At 70.3% G+C, this 24,243-nt stretch carries 24 protein-coding genes; 13 read left to right on the top strand and 11 right to left on the bottom strand.

All coding sequences use genetic code 11. The features are described from left to right. Positions 1 to 20: 20 nt before the first annotated feature. The 7 genes from ACVFYP_RS03395 to ACVFYP_RS03365 form a co-directional block, all read right to left on the bottom strand. Positions 21 to 920 carry an amidohydrolase family protein gene (locus ACVFYP_RS03395; protein WP_499198714.1) on the bottom strand — a complete coding sequence of 300 codons (900 nt, stop codon included), beginning with the start codon at positions 918 to 920 and terminating at the stop codon, positions 21 to 23. Then, complete coding sequence (locus ACVFYP_RS03390) at positions 917 to 1,891, bottom strand: ABC transporter ATP-binding protein (RefSeq protein WP_499198713.1); 975 nt, start codon at positions 1,889 to 1,891, stop codon at positions 917 to 919. The genes ACVFYP_RS03395 and ACVFYP_RS03390 overlap by 4 nt, the downstream gene beginning before the upstream one ends. After that, positions 1,888 to 2,865, bottom strand: coding sequence for an ABC transporter ATP-binding protein (locus ACVFYP_RS03385; protein WP_499198712.1), 978 nt, complete (start codon positions 2,863 to 2,865; stop codon positions 1,888 to 1,890). The genes ACVFYP_RS03390 and ACVFYP_RS03385 overlap by 4 nt, the downstream gene beginning before the upstream one ends. Continuing rightward, entirely contained in the window at positions 2,862 to 3,713 is an 852-nt protein-coding gene (locus tag ACVFYP_RS03380; RefSeq protein WP_499198711.1) for an ABC transporter permease, read from the bottom strand. The genes ACVFYP_RS03385 and ACVFYP_RS03380 overlap by 4 nt, the downstream gene beginning before the upstream one ends. Further along, a complete protein-coding gene (locus tag ACVFYP_RS03375) occupies positions 3,710 to 4,720 on the bottom strand; it encodes an ABC transporter permease (protein WP_499198710.1) in 1,011 nt (336 codons plus the stop codon). The genes ACVFYP_RS03380 and ACVFYP_RS03375 overlap by 4 nt, the downstream gene beginning before the upstream one ends. Continuing rightward, positions 4,717 to 6,291 carry an ABC transporter substrate-binding protein gene (locus ACVFYP_RS03370; RefSeq protein ID WP_499198709.1) on the bottom strand — a complete coding sequence of 525 codons (1,575 nt, stop codon included), beginning with the start codon at positions 6,289 to 6,291 and terminating at the stop codon, positions 4,717 to 4,719. Before ACVFYP_RS03370 ends, ACVFYP_RS03375 begins: the two co-directional genes overlap by 4 nt. 85 nt (positions 6,292 to 6,376) lie before the next feature. Next, entirely contained in the window at positions 6,377 to 7,216 is an 840-nt protein-coding gene (locus ACVFYP_RS03365; protein ID WP_499198708.1) for a cupin domain-containing protein, read from the bottom strand. An 84-nt stretch (positions 7,217 to 7,300) separates the two neighbouring features. On the opposite strand from ACVFYP_RS03365, the gene ACVFYP_RS03360 reads away from it, so the two are divergent. Both ACVFYP_RS03360 and ACVFYP_RS03355 read left to right on the top strand, forming a co-directional pair. Next, the gene (locus ACVFYP_RS03360) at positions 7,301 to 8,845 is read left to right on the top strand and encodes a class I adenylate-forming enzyme family protein (protein WP_499198707.1); all 1,545 of its coding nucleotides are present in this window, start codon (positions 7,301 to 7,303) and stop codon (positions 8,843 to 8,845) included. Beyond that, on the top strand, positions 8,845 to 9,582 hold the full coding sequence (locus ACVFYP_RS03355; protein ID WP_499198706.1) for a sulfite exporter TauE/SafE family protein: 738 nt from the start codon (positions 8,845 to 8,847) through the stop codon (positions 9,580 to 9,582). Before ACVFYP_RS03360 ends, ACVFYP_RS03355 begins: the two co-directional genes overlap by 1 nt. Before the next feature lies 1 nt (position 9,583). On the opposite strand, the gene ACVFYP_RS03350 is transcribed toward ACVFYP_RS03355, so the two are convergent. Genes ACVFYP_RS03350 through ACVFYP_RS03340 form a run of 3 tightly spaced genes read right to left on the bottom strand, consistent with a single transcriptional unit; the run spans position 9,584 to position 11,289 of the window. Next, entirely contained in the window at positions 9,584 to 10,225 is a 642-nt protein-coding gene (locus ACVFYP_RS03350; RefSeq protein WP_499198705.1) for an NrsF family protein, read from the bottom strand. Then, entirely contained in the window at positions 10,212 to 10,850 is a 639-nt protein-coding gene (locus ACVFYP_RS03345) for an RNA polymerase sigma factor (protein WP_499198704.1), read from the bottom strand. Before ACVFYP_RS03345 ends, ACVFYP_RS03350 begins: the two co-directional genes overlap by 14 nt. After that, positions 10,843 to 11,289, bottom strand: coding sequence for a YHS domain-containing (seleno)protein (locus ACVFYP_RS03340; RefSeq protein ID WP_499198703.1), 447 nt, complete (start codon positions 11,287 to 11,289; stop codon positions 10,843 to 10,845). Before ACVFYP_RS03340 ends, ACVFYP_RS03345 begins: the two co-directional genes overlap by 8 nt. Positions 11,290 to 11,417: 128 nt before the next feature. Between ACVFYP_RS03340 and ACVFYP_RS03335 the strand changes: the two genes are divergently transcribed. From ACVFYP_RS03335 to ACVFYP_RS03285, 11 genes are all read left to right on the top strand, one after another. After that, positions 11,418 to 11,993 (top strand): NUDIX hydrolase, encoded by a 576-nt coding sequence (locus ACVFYP_RS03335; protein WP_499198702.1) that lies wholly within the window; start codon positions 11,418 to 11,420, stop codon positions 11,991 to 11,993. Next, positions 11,990 to 12,436 (top strand): GNAT family N-acetyltransferase, encoded by a 447-nt coding sequence (locus ACVFYP_RS03330; RefSeq protein ID WP_499198701.1) that lies wholly within the window; start codon positions 11,990 to 11,992, stop codon positions 12,434 to 12,436. The genes ACVFYP_RS03335 and ACVFYP_RS03330 overlap by 4 nt, the downstream gene beginning before the upstream one ends. Positions 12,437 to 12,720: 284 nt before the next feature. Beyond that, a complete protein-coding gene (gene fliF, locus ACVFYP_RS03325) occupies positions 12,721 to 14,415 on the top strand; it encodes a flagellar basal-body MS-ring/collar protein FliF (protein WP_499198700.1) in 1,695 nt (564 codons plus the stop codon). Beyond that, on the top strand, positions 14,415 to 15,410 hold the full coding sequence (gene fliG / locus ACVFYP_RS03320) for a flagellar motor switch protein FliG (protein WP_499198699.1): 996 nt from the start codon (positions 14,415 to 14,417) through the stop codon (positions 15,408 to 15,410). Before fliF ends, fliG begins: the two co-directional genes overlap by 1 nt. Further along, on the top strand, positions 15,407 to 16,027 hold the full coding sequence (locus ACVFYP_RS03315) for a FliH/SctL family protein (protein WP_499198698.1): 621 nt from the start codon (positions 15,407 to 15,409) through the stop codon (positions 16,025 to 16,027). Before fliG ends, ACVFYP_RS03315 begins: the two co-directional genes overlap by 4 nt. Next, positions 16,024 to 16,347, top strand: a complete 324-nt coding sequence (gene fliN, locus ACVFYP_RS03310) for a flagellar motor switch protein FliN (RefSeq protein ID WP_499198697.1) — start codon at positions 16,024 to 16,026, stop codon at positions 16,345 to 16,347. The genes ACVFYP_RS03315 and fliN overlap by 4 nt, the downstream gene beginning before the upstream one ends. 4 nt (positions 16,348 to 16,351) lie before the next feature. Further along, positions 16,352 to 17,749: a sigma 54-interacting transcriptional regulator gene (locus tag ACVFYP_RS03305; RefSeq protein ID WP_499198696.1), complete on the top strand. Its 1,398-nt coding sequence runs from the start codon at positions 16,352 to 16,354 to the stop codon at positions 17,747 to 17,749. Between the two features lie 15 nt (positions 17,750 to 17,764). Beyond that, on the top strand, positions 17,765 to 19,816 hold the full coding sequence (gene flhA / locus ACVFYP_RS03300) for a flagellar biosynthesis protein FlhA (RefSeq protein WP_499198695.1): 2,052 nt from the start codon (positions 17,765 to 17,767) through the stop codon (positions 19,814 to 19,816). Further along, positions 19,813 to 20,715 carry a flagellar biosynthesis protein FlhF gene (locus ACVFYP_RS03295; RefSeq protein ID WP_499198694.1) on the top strand — a complete coding sequence of 301 codons (903 nt, stop codon included), beginning with the start codon at positions 19,813 to 19,815 and terminating at the stop codon, positions 20,713 to 20,715. Before flhA ends, ACVFYP_RS03295 begins: the two co-directional genes overlap by 4 nt. Beyond that, complete coding sequence (locus ACVFYP_RS03290) at positions 20,712 to 21,455, top strand: nucleotide-binding protein (protein ID WP_499198693.1); 744 nt, start codon at positions 20,712 to 20,714, stop codon at positions 21,453 to 21,455. Before ACVFYP_RS03295 ends, ACVFYP_RS03290 begins: the two co-directional genes overlap by 4 nt. Before the next feature lie 69 nt (positions 21,456 to 21,524). Next, positions 21,525 to 23,036 carry an ATP-binding protein gene (locus ACVFYP_RS03285; protein WP_499198692.1) on the top strand — a complete coding sequence of 504 codons (1,512 nt, stop codon included), beginning with the start codon at positions 21,525 to 21,527 and terminating at the stop codon, positions 23,034 to 23,036. Here the strand turns inward: ACVFYP_RS03285 and ACVFYP_RS03280 are convergent. Continuing rightward, on the bottom strand, positions 23,023 to 24,228 hold the full coding sequence (locus ACVFYP_RS03280) for a class I SAM-dependent DNA methyltransferase (protein WP_499198691.1): 1,206 nt from the start codon (positions 24,226 to 24,228) through the stop codon (positions 23,023 to 23,025). The genes ACVFYP_RS03285 and ACVFYP_RS03280 overlap by 14 nt on opposite strands. Positions 24,229 to 24,243 lie beyond the last annotated feature (15 nt).

Below are 24,243 nucleotides of genomic sequence, written 5' to 3'. Positions count from 1 at the left end.
ACTGTCTTGGCCGGATCGACTCATGCTGGCGTGTCTTTGAGGTTGAAGATCTTGATGGCGTTGTTGCGCAAAATCTTCTTCAGCGGGTCGGGCCGGAAGGCAAGGTCGTGCATCTCGTTCATCGCGCGCTCCGGGTCGATCACCGCCCAATCCGTGCCGAACAGGAATTTGTCCTGGCCGTAGGTGTTCGCATAGTGGACCGCCTGTTGTGGCCAATGTTTCGGCGCATAGGCATCACCCGCCATGTACACATTCGGGTGTTTGGTGCAGACGGAAATCATCTCATCGGTCCAGGGGTAGCCCAGATGGATGCCGATGATGGTCAGTTCCGGGAAGTGCATCGCCACCCGGTCCAGCGTCATCGGCCGCCCGACGGAAGGCAGGCGGCGGTCGGATTGATAAACCAGGCAGTGCCCGACCTGCATCATGATCGGCACGCCCAGTTCCGCGCAACGGGCGTAATAGGGGTAGTAGATCGCCGCATCCGGCGCCTCGCTGAACCAGTGCGGGTAGAGGTGGCCGCCGACGAAGCCGTACTCCTTGATCGCGACGTCCAACTCCTTGAGCCCGGCGATGCCGCGCGTCGGGTCGATGCCGGCGAGGCCGGAGAAGCGGTCCGGATACTTCGCGCAGATGTCGCGCACCCATTCATAGGGGATCTCGATCGAGCCCCGCACCCGCAGGTCGCCGCAGCGCACGGCGATCAGGAAGGACCGCTCGATGCCGGCGCGGTCCATCTTGCGCAGGTAGTCCTCGATGGAGACGCCCCGGCGGTCATCCTCCTTGGTGCGGACCTGGCTGCGGAAGCGGTCATCGGTCGGGATGCGGCCCTCGGCGAAGGCTTCCGGGGTGAAGACATTCACCACGATGTCGATCGCGCCATAGCCGGTGCGGGTGGCGGCGGGGTCGAAGGTGGTCATGGACGTTCCTCGGCAGGGGTAAGGTGGTTGGTGCCGTCCGCGATGCGGACACAGGCGGCACGGTGGCCGGCTTCCACCTCCTCGAAGGGAGGCGGACCGGCGGTGCAGTCGGGCCGTACCAACGGGCAGCGGCCGGCGAAGAAGCAGCCGGGGGGCAGGTTCACGGGGGATGGGATTTCGCCCACCACCTCATGCCGCCGCAGCTTCAAGAAGGGATCGGGTGGCAGATGCGCTGAAAGCAGAACCTGGGTGTAGGGATGCGCGGGGTTGGCAAATAGCTGCTCCGCCGCCGCCTGTTCCGCCACCCGCCCCAGATACAGCACGGCCACGCGATGGGAGACGAGGCGCACCGTTTCCAGGTCATGGCTGATGAACAGCATGGCCACGCCGGATTCGCGCTGCAAATCGTCCAGCAATTGCAGGATGCCGGCACGCACCGAGAGGTCGAGCGAGCTGGTCGGCTCATCCAGCACAATCAGCTTCGGCCGGTTGGCGATGGCCCGCGCGATGGAGACCCGCTGCAACTGACCGCCCGACAATTCATGCGGATAGCGCGCGAGGGAGGCCGCGGGCAGGCGCACGCGATCCGCCAGCCGCCGGATTTCCGCCGCGCGGCTGGCGGCATCGCCCTGGCCGTGCAGCGTCAGCGGCTCCTCCATCAGCCGCCCGATGGTCATGCGGGGGTTCAGCGCACCCCAGGGGTCCTGGAAGACGATCTGCAGACGCGCGCGCAGCTTGCGGAGGGCGGCGGCGCCGAGATGGGTGATGTCCTCGCCTTCGAACAGGATCTGCCCAGCCGTCGGCGCCAGCAGCCGCGTGACCAGCAGGCCAATGGTGGATTTGCCGGAGCCGGATTCACCGACCAGCCCCAGCGTCTCCCCGGCCGCGATGTCGAAGGAGACATCGTTGACGGCGTGCACGCCGCCTGGGAAGCGGTGGAGCAGGTTGCGGACGGAGAGGACGGTGCTCATGCCGCCTCCGCCGCAAAGTGGCAGGCGGCGCCGTGGCTGTCGGAGACGGCGATGCGGGGCGGAGCGGCCAGGCAGGCGGTGGTCGCGCGCGGGCAGCGGTCGCGGTACAGGCAGCCGGTCGGCAGGTTGTAGAGATCGGGCGGCGTGCCGCCGGTCAGTGTCCAGCCAAGCTGCGCGATGCGGCCCGGCGTGCTGGCGATCAGCGCCTGGGTATAGGGATGGGCGGGACGGGCGAAGACCTGCTGCACCGGCCCGTCCTCGATGATCTGGCCGGCGAACATCACGGCCACGCGCTGGCAGTAATGCGCCACCACGCCGAGGTCATGGGTGATGACCAGGGCGCCGAGGTTTCGGGCCGCCACGATGTCCCGCAGCGTATCCAGCACCTGCGCCTGCACGGTCACGTCGAGGCCCGTGGTCGGCTCGTCCGCGATGATGAGGGCCGGGTCGTTGACCAGTGCCATGGCGATCAGCACGCGCTGCGCCATGCCGCCCGACAACTCATGGGGCCAGGCCTGCATGCGCCGCGCCGGGTCCGGAATCCGCACGGCGGCCAGCATTGCCTCCGCCTTCGCCCGCGCCGCCGCGCCGCGCGCGGTGCCGTGCACACGCTGCATGCGCACCAGCTGGTCGCCGACGCGCTTCAGCGGGTCAAGCGAGGTCAGCGGCGACTGCACGATCATCGCCATACGCCGCCCGCGGATCTTCTCCAGCATGCGGTCGGGCTGGCCGATGATCTCCTGGCCCTCGAAGCGGATGGAGCCGCGGGGGATGCGCGCCGGCGGGCGCAGCAGACCCATGGCGGCGAGGGCGGTCAGCGACTTGCCGGCGCCGGTCTCCCCCACCAGCCCCACCACCTCGCCGGCCGAAACGGTGAAGGAAACACCGTTCAGCGCCTGGGCGATGCGCAGCTTGTTGTCCAAGCCGCGCGAGGCGAATTCGACGTGCAGGTCCTGAACGTTGAGCAGCGTCATTTGCCCGTCGCCCGCCGCTTCGGGTCCAGCAGGTCGGACAGCCCATCGCCCGCCAGGTTCAGCCCCAACACCATGGCGATCAGTGCGAGGCCCGGAAACAGCGCCACCCACCATTCGCCGGAGATCACATATTCCGCACCCTGCCGGATCATCGCCCCCCATTCCGGCGCCGGCGCCTGCACGCCGATGCCGATGAAGGCCAGGGTCGCGGAAATGCGCACCGCCCAGGCCATGCGAAGCGGCAATTGCGCGGTGGCGCCCAGGATGGCGTTGGGCAGGATATGCACCAGCAGCACGCGCCATTCCGGATTGCCCGCAGCGACGGCGGCGCGCACGAAGGTGGCGTTGCGCAGCGCCAGAACCTCCGCCCGCACGATGCGCGCGAAGATCGGGCTGTCTAGAAAGCCCACCACCAGGATGACGTTGAGGAACCCCTGCCCGGTCGCGGCGACGATCGCCAGCGCCAGGATGATGGTCGGGAAAGCCCTCAGCACGTCGAGGATTCGGAGAAGGACCTCATCCACCCAGCCACCGCGCCAGCCTGCGATCAGGCCCAACGGAATGCCGACCACCGCCATGATGATGCCGGCCGGCAGGGCAATGCCGAAGGCGTAGCGCGCGCCATGAATGGTGCGGGAGAACACATCCATCCCATTGCCGTCGCTGCCCAGCAGGAACTGGTCCGTCCCTGGCGGCCTCAGCGTCGCATAGGGGAAGGACAGAGTCGGCGGCAGCGGCGCCAGCACATCGGCGAAGGCGGCCATCAGTGCGAAGACCAGGATGATGCCGAAGCCCACGGCAAAAGTCGGGCTGCGGCGGGCGATGCCCAGGACATGGGTGAAGCTCATGCCCGCGCCCGCGGCTCCAGCAGCAGCACGATCAGGTCGACCAGGGCGAAGACCAGCACGGAGGCCAGCGCCAGCACCAGCACATAGCCCTGCACGGCGGCGAAATCGCCGAGCAGGATGGCGTTCAGCCCCCAATGGCCGAGCCCGCCCCAGGCGAAGACGAATTCGATCAGGCTGGCGGCGGCGAGCAGCGAGGTGAATTCGGACCCGACGAAGGTGATCACCGGCACCAGCGCCGCGCGCAGCGCGATGCGGCGGATGACACGGCGCGGGAAGCCGCAGGCGCGGGCGTAGCGGATGTAGTCGGAGCTCATCACCTCGATGGCGATGGCGCGGGTGTGCTTGATGATCGGCGCGGTGGCGACGATGGCGAAGCAGCCGACCGGCAGCACGAGCTGCCCGGCCGCGGACCAGGCGGCTTCCCAGTTCCCGGCGATCAGGCTGTCGATCAGCACGGAACCCGTCACCACCTCCGGCGGTGTCACCATCATGGAAATGCGGCCCATCGGCGCCGGCGCCCAGCCGAGCAGGTAGAAGAAGACGAAGATCGCCATCAGCCCGAGCCAGTAGGTGGGCAGCGAGAATCCGAACAGCGAACCGAAGCGCGACGCCTGATCGAACCAGCCATTCGGCCGTTCCGCTGCATGCAGCCCGAGGGGCACGCCGACCAGCGCGCCAATGCCCACCGCCAGCGTCACCAACTCCAGCGTCGCCGGCAGATGGTCTGCGATGGCCTGGGTGACGGGCGAATTGCCCTGCCAGGACATGCCGAGATCACCCTGCACCAGCCGGCCGAGATATCCCCAGAACTGCGTCAGAAGCGGCTGGTCCAGCATCAGCTCCGCGCGGATGCGCGCCAGCATCGGCGCATCGGCCATCGGCCCGGCGAGCATCGCCACCGGATCCTGGTCCCCGATCCGCACCAGCATGAAGGTCAGGAACAGGATGCCGAGCAGCACCGGCAGCGCGACCAGCGCGCGCCGCAGCAGGAAGGTCGAAAGACTCACCTCTGGCAGACCAGATCCTTCCAGACCAGCCGGTTATGCGGCCGCCATGTGAAGCCGCGCATGCAGGCATTGAACACCTCATGCGTGCCGGGCAGGAAGGTCTCGACGAAGGTGGCGCTGTTCGCCTGGCTGCGCTGCGCCTCCGCCACCAGTTCCAGCCACTTCGCATCGTCGCGTTCCACCACGGAAGCGTCGATCAGCCGGTCCAGCTCAGCATTGTTGTTGCCGTTGACGTTGGACCCGCCACGCGAATGGGCGGTGAGGAACATGTTGTAGGAGGGATCGGGCACGAAGGAGGACGTCAGATGCGTCATGAAGGGCAGCGTCCACACATTGATGGCGCGGCGCGATGTCATCTCCGTCGCCGGGATGCGGCGCGGCGTCACGCGAATGCCGGCGCGCGCCAGGCTCGCCTGCATCTGCAGGGCCAGCGGCTCCTCCCACCACCAGTTGGTGCTGTATTCCAGCGTGACGTCCAGGCCGTTCGGGTGGCCGGCTTCCGTCAGCAGCGCGCGGGCACGGTCGTAATCGGTCTCGAAGGTATAGGCGTCGATCGCGCCGGGAATCGGCGGGTTCAGCATGGAACGGCTGCGCGTGCCGAGGCCCAGGAACACCGCCTCCCCGATCGCATTGTAGTCGGTGGCATAGGCAACGGCCTGGCGCACCTTCTCATTGTCGAAGGGCGCGATGCGCGGATTCATGCGCACCGTGGCGCTGCCCGGCGCGGCCACGCTTTCCACGCGGATATTGCGGTCGCGGCGGATGTCCGCGATCTGCTGCAACGGAATCTGTTCGGCGTATTGCACCTGGCCGGTGCGCACCAATGCGACGCGCGTGGCCGGGGACGGCACTTCGCGCCAGACGATGCGGTTTAAATGCGGGCGTTCGAAGACGTAGTTCGGATTGGCGACGAAGATCGCCTGCTGCCCCGCCGTCACAGACTGCACGTGATAGGGGCCGAATCCGGCCGTGTTGGAGCCGAGCCAGCGCGCCGCGAAGGGGTCCTCCGCCGTGGCGTGCTTCTTCGCCTCCGTGCTGTCAAAGATCGCCGGGATGTGCAGCGTCAGCACGCTGAGGAAGATGCGGTTGGCATCGCGCAGGCGGAAGCGCACCTCGCGCGGCGAAACTTCCTCCACACTCTCGATACGGGCCACGTTGCGGATGAACAGACCGGTGCGGCGCTGGGCATCGGATTTCGCGAAAGTCCAGACGACATCAGCGGCCGTCAGCTCATTGCCGAAGGGGCTGCGCACGCCGGGGCGGATGCGGAAGACGTATTCCTTGCCGTCTTCCGACACCGTCCAGGATTCCGCCAGATGCGGCTCCACCTTGCCGGGGTCGAGCTCCGTGCGGCCCTCGACCGTGCGGGTGCCGAAGCGGGTCAGCCCCTCATAGACATTGACGGAAGCTTCGATCTGGCCGGGCACCCAGATATCCGGGTCGAAGCCGCGCGGCGTGGATACCATGGCCATCACCATGGTGCGGTCCTGCGCGACGGCCGGCTGCGGCGTCATGCCGAGGCTGGCAAGCAAGGCGGCGGCGGTGAGCAACAGGCGGCGTGGCGCGTTCACGGCATCCTCCTCACGCCAGCGCGAGGCCGGCGCCGTAATGTCCGGACAAGGCTAGGCATCAACTTGGATACAAGTCAACGATCCCTCAGTAACGCTCCGGCCGCGTCCAGGGCGTAGCCATCAGCGGCGCCAGATCGGGCGGCAGCACCGGCTTGTGATCCGGCTTCCAGGTGAAGGCCTGGTCCGGGTCCTCCCACAGCGTGCTCTGCGGCCCGTCGATGGAGCGGAACAGCAGCACGGTGCCGGTCCAGGAACCATAAGGCGCGTGCTTGATCATCGGCGGGCGCCAGCAATAAGCGCCCGAATGCATCACGCCGAAATCGCCTGCCAATTCGCCGGAGATCAGGAAGAACTCCTGCACCACGGGATGGCGCTCGCTGCGCTCGCCCTGGCGGAAGGGCATGGTGCAGGTCAGGTAGGTGACCTCGCCGCTGTCGGGGTCGCGTCGCAGCGTGCGCATGCGGGCGGTGGCGGCCATGGATTCCAGGCCCATGGCGGCGAAGTCGCCGTCCCAGACATTGTCGGTGGCGGAAAGGTGCCGCACCAAGCGGCGTTCATCGAAACCCTGCGCCGCAGCGCCAGGCCGCGCTTCGGGCGTGCCGGAAAAGAAGGTCAGCACCACCGCCCCATCAACCGCCAGAAATCCACTGCGCGGCATAAGCCGTGGCAGATGCGCATAGCTGTGTTCGCGATAGGCGATCCCGTCCAGCTCGATGCCACCATCGAGCACCCAGAATTCCTCATCCACCGGCAGATGCTCCGCGCCCAGCCGATAGCCGGGCGGGTAGCGCAGCAGACAGGACAGCGCCCCGCTTTCCGGATCGCGCGAGAGAATCTTGGCCTCGGCACCAGGCCGGGCGGCGACGGCGTCGGGCTGCCAGGGCAGCGCCTGCGCCTGGATCCATTCGATGTGGGGACGTGCCATGTCGCCTATCGCGCCCCGTTGCGCGACCGCTGTCAATGTCCTGTCCATTGACAGCAGTGCGAAAGCACCCCGATCCTGCCGCGCATGGCTGAATTCGCCCGACGCGGCGCCTCGCGCTGCATGCTGATCTCCGATGGTATCCGCGCCTCCGCGGGCCGCACCCCCGACAAAATCGCCATGCGCGAGACCGGGCGGGAATTGACCTATGCGCGGCTCGTGGAGCGCATCGCGCGCGTCGCCAATCTCTGCCATGCCGGGCTCGGCCTGCGGCATGGGGAACATGCGGCGGTGTTCTCGGCGAATTGTCTCGAATATGTCGAGATCGTCGCCGGCATGGCCGAAGCCGGCATCGCCGCCGCCACCATCGGTCCCGCCGCCTCCGCCCCGGAAATCCGCTTCATCTGCGACGACAGCGCCGCGCGGGTGATGTTTGTTTCCGCCGCGCTGGAGGATGCCGCGCGCGCCGCCGCACCCGCCAGCGTCGAACGCTTCATCGTCATCGGCCCGGACTATGAGGCGCTGCTCGCCGAGGCCTCCAGCGGCCCCTGCGCGGTGGAGGTGGATGAGCGCGATATCTTCTCCGTCCCCTATACCTCCGGCGCCACCGGCCGGGCGAAGGGCGTGCGGCTGGCGCATCGCGGCCGCGTGCTGTCGGCCTATGCGATGGCGGCGGAACATGGATGCTACACGCCCTATGACCGCGCCGTCGCCACCACGCCGATGTTCCACGGCGCCGGCTTCCTGATGGCGCTGACGCCGATCTTCTTCGGCGGCTTCGTGGAAGTCATGCCGCGCTTCGACATCGAGGCGCTGATGACCACCATCACCCGCATCCAGGCCACCAGCGCCTATATCGTGCCCGCCCATTTCGCCGCGCTCTTCGCGCTGCCGGAAGCGACGCGTGCGCGCTACGATGTGCGCAGCATGAAGGCCGCCATCTCCGGCACCGCGCCGCTGCCGCAGGCCACCAAGGAACGCATCGTCGGCTTCTTCGGCGAGGGCAAGCTGTATGAACGCTACGGCACCACCGAGACCTCCATCGCCTGCTCGCTGAGCCCGCCCGACCAGCTGCGCAAGCAGGCCAGCGTCGGCCTGCCCTATCCGGCGACGCAGATGAAGATCTGCGACGCTGACGGCCAGGCGGTGGCGCAGGGCGAGGTCGGGGAGCTGTGGGTCTCCTCCCCCTACATGTTCTCGGGCTATCTGAACCTGCCGGAGCAGACCGCCGCGGGCACGCGCGGCGACTGGTTCGTCACCGGCGATCTCGCCAGGCAGGATGAGGAAGGCTACCTCTATCTGGTCGATCGCAAGAACGACATGGTGATCTCCGGCGGCGAGAACATCTATCCGCGCGAGGTGGAGGAAGTGCTGCTGGCGCATCCCGCCGTCGCGGAATGCGGCGTTACCGGCGCCCCGCATCCCTATTGGGGGGAAGCCGTCACCGCCTTCGTCGTCACCCGACCTGGCATGCATGTGACGGTGGAGGAGTTGGCGACGCTCTGCCGCGATCGCCTCTCGCGCTACAAGGTGCCGAAGGACATCCGCTTCATGCCCGCTCTGCCACGCAATGCCATGGGCAAGGTGCTGCGGCGGGAGCTCAAGGACCAGCTGCGGCGCGAAGCCGTGTGATGATGAGCGCCACGGCGATGGCCCTGCTGCTGGGCGGGGCCTTCGCCGGCGGCTTCGTCTCCGGCCTCGCCGGCTTTGGCACGGGCCTCATCGCGCTCGGCTTCTGGTTGCATGTGCTGGAACCGGCGCCGGCGGCGACACTGGTCGCCATCTGCTCCGTCGCGGCGCAGGCGCAGAACCTGCCGGGCATCTGGCCGGCGGTGGACCATCGCCGGGTCTGGCCGATGGTGATCGCCGGGCTGGTCGGCATTCCGCTTGGCACGCTGCTGCTGACACGGCTGGATCTGGGCGCCTTCCGGCTCGGCATCGGGCTGCTGCTGCTGGGCTACGCGGCCTTCATGCTGCTCGGGCGCTTCCAGCCGCGCATCGCCTGGGGCGGGCGGATGGCCGATGCGGCGGTTGGGTTCGGTGGCGGGGTACTGGGCGGGCTGGCGGGGCTGTCCGGGCCGCTGCCCACCATCTGGGCCACGCTGCGCGGCTGGGGCAAGGACCAGCGGCGCGGTGTGTTCCAGCTTTTCAACCTGGCCATACTGGGCGCCGTGGTGCTGTGGCACACGGCCAGCGGGCTGGTCACCGCACGGCTGGGCCTGATGGCCGCCATCGCCCTGCCCGGCACCTTCGCCGGCGCCTGGCTCGGCATCCGCGCCTATCGCCGGCTGAGCGACCGGCGCTTCCAGGATGTGGTGCTGGTGCTGCTGGCGCTGTCGGGCGCCACCCTGATCTGGAACGCCGTCTGAATCAGCGTTGCATCGCGCGCATCGCCCGCGCGCCCCAAAGCCGCGCCAGCAGCATCACCAGCAGCACCGAACCGCCATGCCAGATCAGCACCATCGCAGCCGCATCCAGATGATGCACCAGCGACAGGCCGACGGAGGCGATGGCCGCCGCCGCCAGCCCGGCCAGGGCGGCGACGGGGCCGGGGCGGATGCGGGCGGCATGGCGCGTCATCCACAGCATGCCCAGCGTCAGCGGCACACCGAAGCCGACGATGAAGCTCATGCAGCCCAGGCTCAGGCCGAGTGCCGGCCAGCCACGCTCGACGAACTCCGTCAGGCAGCCCCAGCCGAGGCCGGAGACCCAGAAGGCGGCGAAGGGCAGCGGCAGCAGCGCCCAGCGTTCGCTGCGATCGGGCAGCGCCAGGTGGAAGGCGGCCACCGCCGCCGCCGCGCCCGTGGCCAGCGCCGCCGCCATGTTCACCTGCTCATGCATCAGCATCAGCCGTTGCTCGATATCGTGCCGAAAGCCCGACAACGCCACCACCGCCGCCACCACCGCGAAGGCCAGGGCCAGCCAGCTCAGCGCCGCCTGCATGGGCGGCGTCACCCGGCGCACCGGGGCGAGGCCCTGCGACAGGCGGCTGATCAGGTCATCGGTCTGCACGATCAACTCCTTCTCCAACGCCGAAGCGGCGGCGCAGCGACCGCATCGCCCGATGGGTCGCCACCTTCAGCGCGCCGACGCTGAGGCCCGAGCGCGCGGAGGCCTCGGTCAGCGACAGATCCTCCAGCTTCGCCAGGCGCAGCGCGGTGCGCTGGCTTTCCGGCAACTCGGCCACCGCGTCGCGCAGGTTGCGCGCGGCGATGCGTTCCTCCGCCACCGGCGCGATCGAGGCGGCGGATTCCGGCAGGTCGTCGATATTGGATTCCCGGCCGGCGCCGCGGCCGCGCCGGCGCAGCCGGTCGATGGCGCGGCGGCTGGCGATGGTGCTCATCCAAGGGCCGAAGGGCCGGGCGGGGTCATAGGTATGGCGCAGCGCATGGATGGTCATCAGCGCGTCCTGCACCGCATCCTCCACCTCCGCCGCGTCGCGGATGCGGGCGCGGGCGATCTGGCGCAGGCGCGGCGTCACCTCCCGCAACAGGGTGTCATAGGCGCGGGCATCGCCACCCTGGGCGGCCGCCAGCAGCCCGCCCCAGCGTTCCTCCTGCGCCGATCGCTGGGCGCCGTCCCCTAGCGCCATGCGCGGCACGCCAAGCGACAGGCAGGCCGATGGCATCTCAGGCATCGGCCAGCCGGGGCCAATTGGCCTCGGCCCGGGCGATGAAGCTGGTGACGTCGCGCAGCCACTGCCGTTGCACCCCCAGGTCGTAGTTCAGGTACAGCACACCCTGCCGGATGTGCCATGCCTCCGGATCGATATCCACCTTGTAGCCGCGCGCGACGCCAAAGGCGCAGAAGCCGCCGAAGCGGGGCGTATAGGCGGCCGGCGCAGCCTGAAAGCGGGCCAGATGGTCGGCGGAGGCGAAATGCCAGGCAACGCCCGCATGATCGGCGCGGAAGGCCGGGTTGCCCCGGCGCGGCCGGCCCTCGGTGAACCAGGCCACCGTGTCATGGCCATCCAGCGCCACCCCGGCCTTGTGGTTGATTCGCCGCGGCAGGGCCTCGGCGCGGCTGGAGACCGCCATCAGCAGGGGGGCCAGGGCAAGCAGGGTGCGGCGATGCATGGGGGTGGGACCTTTGCCAGACGTTCCACAGCCGCTTCGCCCGCTACGTCGCGCCGGTTACGCCCCAGGTTACGCCGCTGTTACGCCCCACCCTTGCCGAGCCCCACCCGGCCGCGCCAGGGTGGCGCATGGACCCCGATGCCCCGCCCTGGACCACCACCCATTCCGAAATCCTGGTCGAGGATCGCTGGATCCGCCTGCGCGCCGACCGGCTGCGCACCGGCGCGGGGGTGGAGATCGCGCCCTGGTATGTGCTGGACTATCCCGACTGGTGCGCGGTGGTCGCCCTGACGGCGGATGACCGCCTGGTGCTGGTGCGCCAGTGGCGCCATGGCGCGCAGAGCTGGTCGCTGGAACTGCCAGGCGGGGTGATGGATGCCGAGGATGCGGATGCCGTCGCGGCCGCCCAGCGCGAATTGCTGGAGGAGACCGGCTATGGCGGCGGCGACTGGCGCTACCTCTGCGCCGGCCATGCCAACCCGGCGATCCAGACCAACCGCCTGCATGTCGTGCTGGCCACCGGCGTCCGTCTGGTGGCCCCGGCAACGCCCGAGCCGACCGAGCTGATCCGGGTCGAGTGCCCCCATGTGGCGGAGGTGCTGGACGCGCTGCCGCAGGGGCTTATCGGCCAGTCCATGCATGTCGGCGCCATCTGCCTCGGGCTTGCCGCCGCGGGGCGCATCCGACTGGGAGACCCCGCATGAGCCGCATCACCGCCCTCGCCCCGCATCATCGCGACGACTGGGACCGGCTCTATGCCGGCTACGCCGCCTTCTACAATGTCGAGCAGACGGCGGAGATGCGCGCGCGGGTCTGGGGCTGGATCATGGACCCCGCCCATCCGGTAAAGGCCCTGGTGGCGGAGGATGCGGCGGGGCGTCCCATCGGCCTTGCCCATTACCGCGAGTTTTCACGCCCACTGGCCGCCGGCGCCGGCGGCTATCTGGACGACCTGTTCGTCGACCCCGCCGCGCGCGGCCAGCGCATCGCCGATGCGCTGATCGAGGCGGTGACGGAGATCGGCCGGCAGCGCGGCTGGGGCGTGATCCGCTGGATCACGGCGGATGACAATTACCGCGGCCGCGGCGTCTACGACCGGCTGGCGACGCGGACCATGTGGATCACCTACGACCGCAAGATCGGGTAATACAGCGCCCAGCGGATCGTGACCGATCCGCCCTTCTGCGCCTGGCTGCGCCGCCATCGCGGCGGGCGCCATTCGGCGCCACGGCCGGCCTAGCCTTCCCCTGGATGGGGTCTGGTATACCCGTCCCAGGAGGACAAATCCGCCGCCCGTTAACGGTGCCGTTACCCCGCCCCCGGCAAAACCTGCCCAGTCGGCATGGGCCGGCTCGGGGATGGCAGGATGCGATCAGCGAAAATTGGCGCCGGCGGCGCCATGCGGATGGGGGACAAGCCTTGGGTGGGCTGATGTCCCAGCTGCGCGGATTGGGCATGCTGCGGCTGGCGGCGCTGGCGGGCATTGGCCTTGCGGTGCTGGGCCTGGTCGCGATGCTGGCCATGCGCGCCTCCGAACCGCCGATGGCCCTGCTCTATGGCGATCTCGACCCGCGCGATGCCGGGCAGATGGTCGCGGCCCTGGAACGCGCCCGCATCCCCCATCGCCTGGCCGCCGGCGGCGCCCAGCTTCTGGTCCCGGAATCGGAAGTGCCGCGCATCCGCCTGATGCTGGCGCGGGAGGGCATGCCCTCCGGCGGTTCCATCGGCTACGAAATCTTCGACCGGGGCGAGAGCCTGACCACCACGCCCTTCCAGCAGGATGTGAACCGGCTGCGGGCGCTGGAAGGTGAACTGGCGCGCAGCATCCGCGCGCTGTCCGGTGTGCGCACCGCCCGGGTGCATCTGGTGCTGCAACGTCGCGAACCCTTCTCCCGCGAAAGGGGTGAGGCGCAGGCCAGCGTGGTGCTGACCATGCAGGGCGCGCAGCGGCTGGACCGGGAAGGCGTGCAGGCCGTGCTGCACCTGGTCGCCGCCGCCGTGCCCGGCCTGCGCCCGCAGCAGGTCTCCATCGTCGACAGCCGGGGCGAATTGCTGGCCCGCGGTGGCCAGGCCCTGACCGGCCCCGCCGCCGCCCAGACCGGGGAGGAGATGCGTCGCGGCCAGGAACTGCGCCTGTCCCGCGCGGTGGAGGAATTGCTGGAGCGCACGCTCGGCCCCGGCCGGGTGCGGGCCGAGGCCTCGGTCGAGATGGATTTCGACCGCGTCCAGACCATGGAGGAACGCTTCGATCCGGAGAACCAGGTCCCGCGCTCCACCCAGTCCAGCACCGAGAGCAACCGCAGCGGAGAGGCCGGCAATGTCTCCGTCGCCAATCAGCTGCCGGGCGCCGATGCGCAGAATGGCGGCAACCGTTCGGAGCAGCAGCGGCAGGAGGAGACGACGAATTTCGAGATCGGCCGCACCACTCGCAACACGGTGCGCGAACAGCCCTCGATCCGTCGCGTTTCGCTGGCCGTGCTGGTGGACGGCATCTGGGAACCGCAGCCGGATGGCGCGCCGCCGCGGTTCCGCGAACGCAATGCGGATGAAATCGGCCGCATCATGGCCCTCGCCCGCTCCGCCATCGGCTTCAGCGAACAGCGTGGCGACAAGGTGGAGGTGGTGAGCCTGCGCTTCGCCGAGCCGCCGCTGGCCGATGCCGGGAATGAGGGCTTCTCCATCCTCGGCCAGGCGCTGCCGCCGGCGATGCTGGGGCGGTTGCTGGAATCGGGCATCCTGGCGCTGGTGGCGCTGGCCGCCATCCTGCTGATCGGCAAGCCGGTGGCGAACCGCCTGGTGCTGGCGATGCAGCCGCAGCCCGTGCTGGTGGGCGTCGGACCGGACGGCACCACGGTGACCTTCGCCACCGCCGCCGAGGCCGCGCTGGCCCAGGCCAATGGCACCATCACCGGCGCCGCCCAGGTCGCCGGGCCCGACGGCACGCCGCTTCTGGCGCAGGACGGCGGCGGCGGGGACCCGGCGGACGAGCAGATGGTGAAGCTGTCCAAGGTGGAGGGTGAGATGCGCGCCTCCGCCCTCGCAGCCCTGGTTGAGATGGTTGAAAACAATCCCGATGCCGCGGTCACGGTTGTGCGCCGATGGCTCGTCCCGCCGGAGAATTTTTGATGGTCGAGCTGACGGGGCCACAGAAGGCGGCGACGCTGATGCTCGCCTTGGGCGAGGAGCATGCGTCCAAGATCTTCACGCGGCTGCATGAGGATGAGATCCGCGACCTGTCGCTGGCCATGGCCGCGCTGGGTTCCGTCAGCGCCTCGACGGTGGAGGACGTGGTGCGGGAGTTCTCCTCCCAGCTCGGCCAGGCGGGGCATCTGGTCGGCTCCTACGAGAGCACCGAGCGGATGCTGCTGAAGACGCTGCCGAAGGAGCGCGTCGCCCAGATCATGGAGGAAATCCGCGGCCCGGCCGGTCGCACCATGTGGGACAAGCTGGGCAATGTGAATGAGGCGGTGCTGGCGAACTACCTGAAGAACGAATACCCGCAGACCGTCTCCGTCGTGCTGTCCAGGGTCCGCCCGGACCACGCCGCCCGCGTACTGTCTTTGCTGCCGGAAGGCTTCGCCATGGAAGTGGTGATGCGCATGCTGCGGATGGAGACGGTGCAGAAGGAAGCGCTGGAAGGCGTCGAGCGCACGCTGCGCATGGAATTCATGTCGAACCTCGCGCGCGGTTCGCGCCGCGATGCGCATGAAGTCATGGCCGAGATCTTCAACAACCTCGACCGCGCCGCGGAAGGCCGCATCCTGACGGCGCTGGAGGAACGTTCCCGCGAGAGCGCGGAGAAGATCCGCGCGCTGATGTTCACCTTCGACGATCTGCAGCGCCTCGACGCCCAGGGCATCCAGGCCCTGCTGCGCGCCGTGCCGAAGGACAAGCTGACGCTGGCGCTGAAGGGCGCGTCGGAGACGCTGCGCGACATGTTCTTCCGCAACCTGTCGGAACGCGCCTCCAAGCTGCTGAAGGACGATCTCGCCGGCATGGGTCCGGTGAAGCTGCGCGAGGTGGACGAGGCGCAGGCAATGATCGTCGGCATTGCGAAGGACCTGGCCGCGCAGGGCCAGATCGTCATCGCTGATGGGCGCGATGACGAGATGCTGACATGAGGCACCTGCTGCGCCTGCCCGACCTCGGCGCCCCCCCGGCGCCGCCACCTCCGCCGCCGCCCGACCCCGAGGCGCTGGCCGCCGAAGCGCGGGCGGAGGGGGTGGTGGAGGGCCGCGCCATCGGTCACGCGGCCGGGCTGAAGGAGGGCCGCGCCGATCAGGCCAGGGCGCAGGAAGCCGCCATTCAGCGCGCCGTCGAACGTTGCGCCGCACTGCTGGCGGAGGCCGAGGCCGCCGGCCGGCGCGCGGCGGATGAGGCGGCCCAGGCCCTGGCCGAGTTGCTGCTGGAGGCGATGGACCTCGCCTTGCCCGGCGCGCTGGAACGGCTGGGGCCGGAGATCGTGACGCGGCTGGTGGTGCCGCTGCTGCCCGCCATCGCCGATCGGCCGGAGGCGGTGCTGCATGTCGCCCCCGATCTGGCGACGCCCGTCGCCGCCCGCCTGCCCCCCCGCGCGCCGGAAGTGATGGCCGATGCGGCCCTGGCGCCCGGCGATGCGCGGCTGGTCTGGCGCGACGGATCGCTGGTGATTTCACTGGACGACCGCCGCGCCGCGATCGCGGAAGTGCTGACCATTGCCGGGCTCCGGCCTGAGACAGATAAGGAATTGACGCCATGACATCCCAGGATGGGTTCGAGGCGGTGCCGGCGCAGGATGCGCAGCAGAGCAGCGGCAATGCCGGTGGGCCGCGCGATCTGGATGCGGTCTATGACATCCCGGTGCAGGTCAGTGCGGTGCTCGGCCGCGCCACCATGCAGGTCTCGCAATTGCTGAAGCTCGGCCGCGGCGCGGTGGTGGAGCTGGATCGCAAGCTCGGCGAGGCGGTGGACATCTACGTCAACAACCGCCTGGTCGCCCGTGGCGAGGTGGTGATGGTGGATGACAACCGCCTCGGCGTGACCATGACCGAAATCGTCAAATCCGACCGGGGCGGCTGAGGCCATGGCTCGGCTGCTCATCATCGGTTCGCTGGAGGGGGAGCTGGGCGCGGCGGCGCGCGTCGCCATCGCGCGCGGCGCCAAGCTTGGCCATGCGGAAGGTGTCGCCGCCGGGCTGGAACGTCTTCGTGGCGAAGGTGCGGATCTGGCGCTGGTCGATCTGCGGCATGATGTGGTCTGGCTGGTCCAGGCGCTGGCCGCCGAGCGCATCGCCTGTCCGGTGGTCGCCTGTGGCCGCGCCGAGGATGCCGATGCCGCGGTGCGCGCCATCGAGGGTGGCGCGCGCGACTTCCTGCCGCTGCCGCCCGATGCCGACCTCATCATCGCCATGCTGGAAGCCGCCGGCGCGGCGCCGCAGGCCGGCGATGGTCCAGTGGCGCGCGACCCTTCCATGCTGGCGTTGATGGCCCGCGCGGCGCAGTTGGCGCGCGCCGAGGCCTCCGTCCTGCTCACCGGGGAAAGCGGCACGGGGAAGGAGGTGATGGCGCGGCACCTGCACAACATCTCGAAGCGCGCCCGCGGTCCCTTCGTCGCCCTGAACTGCGCCGCGCTGCCGGAGACGCTGCTGGAATCCGAGCTGTTCGGCCACGAGAAAGGCGCCTTCAGCGGTGCCGTGGCCGCCCGCAAGGGCAAGTTCGAACAGGCCGAAGGCGGCACGCTGCTGCTCGACGAGATCGGCGAGATGGACCCGCGCCTCCAGGCCAAGATCCTGCGCGTGATTCAGGAGCGGGAGGTGGACCGGCTGGGTGGTGGCGCGCCGATCAAGGTGGATGTGCGCATCATCGCCGCGACGCATCGCGACCTGTCGGCCGAGGTCGTGGCCGGCCGGTTCCGGGAGGACCTGTACTTTCGGCTGAACGTCGTGTCGCTGCGCATCCCGCCGCTGCGCGAGCGCACCGCCGATATCCTGCCGCTGGCCGAGTATTTCTGCATCCGCTACGCTCAGGTGAACGGTCTGCCCGAACGGCCGCTGTCGCCGCTGGCGCGCCATCGCCTGCTGGCGCATCCCTGGCCCGGCAATGTGCGGGAGCTGGAGAATGCCATCCATCGCGCCGTGCTGCTGGCCGAGGGGCATGAGATCGGCCCGGAGGCGATCGAACTGACGCGCCCTGCCGCGCCTACGGTCGCGATCGCCACCCCATCCGCGGCCCCCTCCGCCAGCCCCACCCCCGAACCGCCAGGCCAGGTGGCCTCCCTGGTCGGCCGCAAGGTGGAGGAGGTGGAGCGGGAGCTGATCCTGGAAACCCTCACCCACTGCCTCGGCAACCGCACCCGCGCGGCGGAGATCCTCGGCATTTCCATCCGCACGCTGCGCAACAAGCTGGGCGAGTACCGCAGCGCCGGCATCGCCGTGCCGCCCGCGCCGGGCCAGCCGCCCACCCCCTTGCAAATCGCCATCTGATCCATGGGATCGATCGTGATTCCGGCCTGGTTGATTCGCGCCCGGCCGGGCGGCGACGTCGCACTCGGGCTTGGCGTGGTGCTGCTGGTGGCGGTGCTCGTCGTGCCGCTGCCGAACTGGCTGATGGATGTCGGACTGGCGCTGTCCATCACCGCCTCCGTGCTGGTGCTGATGGTGGCCCTGTTCATGACGCGGCCGCTGGACTTCACCAGCTTCCCGACGGTGCTGCTGCTGACCACGCTGCTGCGCCTGGCGCTGAACGTCGCCACCACCCGCGCCATCCTGACCCATGGGCATGAGGGGCCAACGGCGGCCGGCAGCGTGATCTCCGCCTTCGGTGGCTTCCTGATGGGCGGCGACGTGCTGGTCGGCCTCATCGTCTTCGCCATCCTGCTGCTGGTGAACTTCGTCGTCGTCTCCAAGGGCTCAGGCCGCATCGCGGAAGTCGCGGCGCGGTTCAGCCTGGATGCGATGCCCGGCAAGCAGATGGCGATCGATGCGGACCTGTCCGCCGGCCTGCTGACCGAGGAACAGGCGCGCACGCGGCGGCGGGAGCTGGAGGAGGAAAGCGGCTTCTACGGCGCCATGGACGGTGCCGCGAAATTCGTCCGCGGCGATGCCATCGCCGGCCTCGTCACCACGATGATCAACCTGTTGGCCGGCATCGCCATCGGCACCATCCGCCAGGGCCTGCCTTTCGGCGAGGCGGTCTCGACCTATTCCATGCTGACGGTCGGCGATGGGCTGGTCGGCCAGATTCCGGCGCTGCTGGTCTCACTCGCCGCCGGTATCGTCGTCACCAAGGGCGGCGTCCAGGGTCGGGCCGATGAGGCGCTGGTGCTGCAGCTCGGCGGTTCCAAGCCGCTGGCGCTGGCTTCCGGCGCCGCCCTGGTGATGGGGCTGCTGCCGGGCATGCCGCTGATCCCCTTCCTGGCCATTGCCGGCGCCGCCGCCTGGGGCGCGCGGATGCAGCACCAGATGGTGCTGCTGAAGCGCGCGGTGGCGGAAGCGCCGCCGCCACCGCCCGGCGAGCCACCGCTGAGTGACTCGCTCAAGATGGACCTGCTGCGGCTGGAGCTCGGCTACGGCCTGCTGAGCCTCGCCGCCGGCGACGCGCCGCGCCTGTCCGAACAGATCCGCACCCTGCGCAAGACCACGGCGCAGGAGCTGGGCTTCGTGCTGCCCAGCGTCCGCATCCAGGACAATCTGCAATTGCCGCCCGACACCTATGTGATCCGGGTGAAGGAGATCGAGGCCGGGCGCGGCGTGCTGAAGCCGCCCTTGCACCTCGCCATCGACCCTTCCGGCAACCCGCCTGCCCTTCCCGGGGAGCGGGTGCAGGAACCCACCTTCGGCCTGCCCGCCGCCTGGATCGAGGAATTCCGACGGGAGGAGGCGCTGGCGCTGGGCTGCACCGTGGTCGACGCCGCCGGCGTGCTCGCCACCCATCTGACCGAGGTCACCCGCGAGAACATGCCCGAGATGCTGTCTTTCGCGGAGACCCAGAAACTGCTGGACGAGATGGCACCGGAGCATAAGCGGCTGGTCTCCGACCTGGTGCCGGCCCAGGCCAGCATCGGCACCGTGCAGCGGCTGTTGCAGGCACTGCTGGCAGAGCGGGTTTCCATCCGGGACCTACCGACCATCCTGGAAGGGATGCAGGAAGCCGCGGCGGCCGGCGCACGCTCCCTCGGGCCGATCCTGGCCACGGTGCGCATGCGCCTGGCGCGGCAGATCAGCGACGCGGCGCGCGGGCCGAATGGCTATGTGCCCATCATCGCCCTGTCCGGCGAATGGGAACAGGCCTTCGCCGAAGCGCTGGTCGGGCCGGGCGAGGAAAAGCAGCTCGCCATGGCACCGTCGAAGCTCTCCGCCTTCATGGGCGCGCTGCGCAGTGCCTTCGATGCGGCAAGCGCGGCGGGTGAGCCGGCGGTGCTGGTCTGCTCCGGTTCCATCCGCGCCCATGTCCGCGCCGTGGTGGAACGCTTCCGCCCGGCCACCAGCGTGCTGGCGCATACTGAAATCCACGCCCGCGCCCGCATCCGCACGGTAGGGGGCGTGTCATGAAGCTGCGCGTCATCCGTGCCGCGCGCATGTCCGATGCCATGGCGCAGCTGCGCGCCGAGCTGGGCGAGGATGCTGTGCTGCTCTCCACCCGCCGCGTCGCCGGCGGGGTGGAGGTGACGGCGGCGCAGGAACAGGACGATGAGCCGCTGATGATCGCGCCGGATGCGCTGCGCAGCCATCGGCCCATCCCGCCCGACCTCGCCCGCCACAACGTGCCGGTGGCGCTGGCGCAAAAGCTGGCGCAGGGCAAGCTGTCGGCAGCGCTGGGCACGGTGCTGGGCTTCGCCAAGCTGCCGCTCGGCCCGGCGCCGATGCTGCTGGCCGGCCCTCCCGGCGCGGGCAAGACGCTGACGGTGGCGAAGCTTGCCACGAGGCTGGTGCTGGCCGGCGCCCGGCCGCTGCTGATCACCGCCGATGGCAAGAAAGCCGGCGCGGCCGAACAGCTCGCCGCCTTCGCCCGGGTGCTAGACCTGCCCTTGGCCATCGCCAGCGGCCCGGCCGCCCTGGCCAAGGCGCTGGCGCGGCGGGCGGAGGGCCAGCCGGTGCTGGTGGACCTGCCGGGCTGCGACCCCTTCAACCCGGTCGGCGCCCGGGGGCTGGTGGCGCTGCTGGATGTGGCCAAGGGCTCGCCGGTGCTGGTGCTGCCGGCGGGGCTGGATGCGGATGAAGCGGCGGAGACCGCAAGCGCCTTCCGCCTGCTCGGCTGCCAATGGCTGCTGCCGACCCGGCTCGACGCCGCGCGGCGGCTGGGCGGCGTGTTGGCGGCGGCCGCCACCGGCCTGAAGCTGACGGAAGCCGGCACCGGGCCGGATGCGATGGGCGGGCTGGAGCCCTTGTCGCCGGATTGGCTGGCCGGGCGCCTCGCCGCCCCGGCCCTGCGGGAGGGAATTGCATCTTGAGCGGACGGATCATCGCCATCGCCTCGGGCAAGGGGGGCGTCGGCAAAACCTGGCTGTCCATCACCCTGGCGCAGGCCCTGGCGCAGCAGGGACGCCGCGTGGTGCTGATGGATGCCGATCTCGGCCTGGCCAATGCCGATGTCCAGCTCGGCCTGAACCCGGCGCGGGACCTGACGGCCGTGCTGGCCGGCATGGCGCCGGAAGATGCCGCCACGCCCCTGCCGGCCGGCTTTTCCCTCATGCCCGGGCGTTCGGGCAGCGGCGCGCTGGCCGGCCTTTCGGGTCCGGCGCTGGAGGCGGCGCTGGCCCTGCCGCGTCGGCTGGCGGAGCGCTTCCAGGATGTGGTGCTGGACCTGGGCGCCGGGGTGGAGGCGCCGCAGCGGCGGCTGGCGGCCATGGCCGACCTGCTGCTGGTGGTGGCGACGGAGGAGCCGACCAGCCTGACCGATGCCTATGCCGTGCTGAAGCTGCATGCGCAGGATAGCGGCGCCCAGCCGGCGCGGCTGGTCGTCAACCTGGCCAGCAGCCCCGCCTCCGGCCAGCGCACCCATGCGACGCTGGAAGCCGCCACCCGGCGCTTCCTGCAACGTGGCCTGCCGCTGGCCGGCGTGGTGCGGCGCGATGCCAAGGTGCCGGACGCCATCCGCCACCAGACCCCGCTGCTGACCCGCCATCCCGGCAGTCCCGCGGCCACGGATGTGCAGACCCTGGCGAGGGGGCTGCTGGCGGCCGCGGGCTGACAGGCGGCCGCTTTGGAGGCAGACTCCCGCACCGCGCCGCGGAAAGACCGGGCAGCGCCCGGAGCCGTGATGCCAGACCTGTTCCAACTCGACCTGCCGAATCGCGACCATGCGGTGCCCGTCGCCCAGGCCGCTGCCCGCCAGGCCGCCGCCCTGCAAGGCTTGCCCGAGGCCAAGCTCGGCCGCCTGGAGCTGGCGGTGGAGGAACTGGTCGGCAATGCCGTCCGCCATGCCTACCCGGCCGGCCGCGAGGGGCTGGTGCGGGTGCGGCTGGGGGTGGAGGGTGCGAGGCTGATCCTGCATGTGCAGGATTGGGGCCTGCCCTATACGCCCAGCCTGCCGCAGCCCGGGCTGCCTCAAACCGGGGCGGGACCGGAGGAAGGCGGCGGGCTCGGCCTGATGCTCGCCTTCCGCATGGCGGATGAGGCGCTGTTCGAGAATCTGGGCCGCGAGGGCAAGCGCTTCGATCTGCGCTTCCGCCTGCCCCCCGCCACCCATCCGGCGGAGCTGCCGCCGCCACCCGAGCCCACCGAGCGCCGCGCCAATGCCCGCCCGACGCTCCGCGCCTTCCAGCCGGAGGATGCGCCCGGCATCGCCCGCTGCGCCTGGCTCGCCTATGGCTACACCAAGCCCGACACGCATCTTTATGACCCGGAGGAGCTGATTCGCCGCAATGCGGCGGAGGAGATGCTGAGCTTCGTGGCGGTGGCGGAGTATGGCAGCGTGCTATGCCATCTCTGCCTGGATTTCGGCCAGAACCCGCTGGTGCCGGAATGCACCGATCTGGTGCTGGCACCGGAGGCGCGCGGCCATGTCACGCTGGTGCCGCGCCTGTTCGACTTCGCCTATGGCGTGGCGGCCGCGCGCGGGCTGCTCGGCGGGCTGGCGCATGCGGTCACGGCCCATACCGTGTCCCAGCGCGGGGCGCTGCGCTGCGGTGGGCAGCCGGTGAATGTGCATCTGGGCAGCGTCAGCACGGATTGGGCGATCGCAGGCGCGCTGTCGGGCAGCGGCGTGCGGCAATCGGAAATCGCCTTCTACCGCGCCCTGCGCCAGGGCCCGCCGCGCGTGATCCATCCGCCCGCGCGGCACCGGCAGGTGCTGGAGGCGATCTACGCAACGCTCGGGGAGCCGGCGACCATCGGCCCGCCCGGCGCTGTTGCTCCGACGGGCGAAACCCTGCTGAGCGTGGCCAAGGACTATGCCGATTGGGGCCATGTGGTGCTGGCGCTGCGCTCCTATGGCGCCGATGCGGTGCCCGTGGTGGCGGGCTTCCTGCGCGGCTTCTGCCTGGAAGGCGTGGCGACGGTGCTGCTGGAACTGCCCCTGGCCGACCCGGCCACCGCCGCCATGGCGGAGGCCTTCGAGGCGCTGGGCTTCAGCTTCTGCGGCCTGATGCCGCATGGCGGCGCGGCGGAGGGCGATGACCTGCTACTGTACCAGTACCTGAACAACATCGTGCCGCAGACCGAGGGGGAGCAGGTGATCCCCGCCTGCCGGCCGCTTTATGACTATGTGCTGGCGGAGCGGCGGCGGGTGGACCTGGCGGTATTCGGCGCCCTGCCCTTCACGGCGGGCTGAGTCTGCCCAGCACCAGCAGCACGCCGGCCACCGGCACCCCCTTCTCCTCCCGCAGCACCGCCTCCTCCCGCGCGCGCGGGGTCAGGCCCAGCTTGGCGGCCAGGGCCAGGACATGGTCAGGGTCGTGGCGGTAGCGCAGCCCCTCCCCCAGCGCGAAGGCGGCGCCCTGCCCCTTTTCCAGGCTGAAGGCGGCGACGCCGCCGGGTGCCAGCGCGCCGGCGATGCCGGCCAGAGCGGGCGTGAGGTCGCCCAGGTAGTTCAGCACATCCACCGCCGCCACCAGATCGAAGCCGGCCGGGCGGGTGGCGAGGAAGTCGACCAGATCGGCCTCATGCAGCGCGTCGTACAGACCGCGCCGCCGCGCCTCCGTCAGCATGCGGGGCGAGAGGTCCAGCCCCTCCATCCGCCTGGCCCAGGGCTTCAGCGCCAGGCCGGACAGGCCGGTGCCGCAGCCCAGGTCCAGCACGCGGCGCCTGCCATCCGCCGCCAGCCCGGATCGGGACAGCAGCGCCGCCACCAGCGCCGGCGTGCGGTAGCCGAGGCGGCCCTGCAGATCGTCATCGAAGCGCGGCGCGTATTGGTCGAACAGGTCGCGCACATAGCCGGCCGGCGCCCGGTCCGGCGCGGCTTCCGCCCCCAGGGCGGCCAGCAGGAAACGCGCCTGGTCGGCCAGGGCCGGGGCCACCGCCAGGGCCTGCCGCGCCGCCTCCGCCGCGCCATCCTGGCCCGATTCGCGCAGCGCATGCGCCAAGGCGAGCCAGGGCTCGCCCGCCCGGGGCGTGATCTCCACCGCCCGGCGCAGCGGTGCCACCGCCTCCCCGGCCCGGCCCAGGACACAGAGGGCCTGGCCCAGATTGCGCAGCGCGGTCGCATCGGCCGGCCGCCGCGCCAGCGCCGCGCGCAGTGCCGCCACCGCCGGCTCCAGCATCCCAGCCTCGGCCAAAGTGGCACCACGGCTGGCCAGGAAGACCGGGCTGTCGGGCTGCGTCGCCAGTGCTTCGGCCGACAGCGCCAAGGCCGCCGCCAGCTCGCCCCGCTGGCGGGCGGCGACGGAGAGCAGGTTCAGCGCATTGCCATCCCCCGGCCGCAGCTTCAGCACGCGGCGATACAGCCGCTCCGCCAAAGCGAGGTCGCCCTGCGCATGGCGCGCCGCGCCCTGCCGCAACAATTCGTCAGGCGATGCTTGCGCCACGCCGTGCCCTTCCGC

It is taken from the genome of Roseomonas sp. F4 (assembly GCF_053891155.1).
Note: the sequence above shows the minus strand (reverse complement) of the source record. Positions and strands in the feature narration are given on the sequence as shown.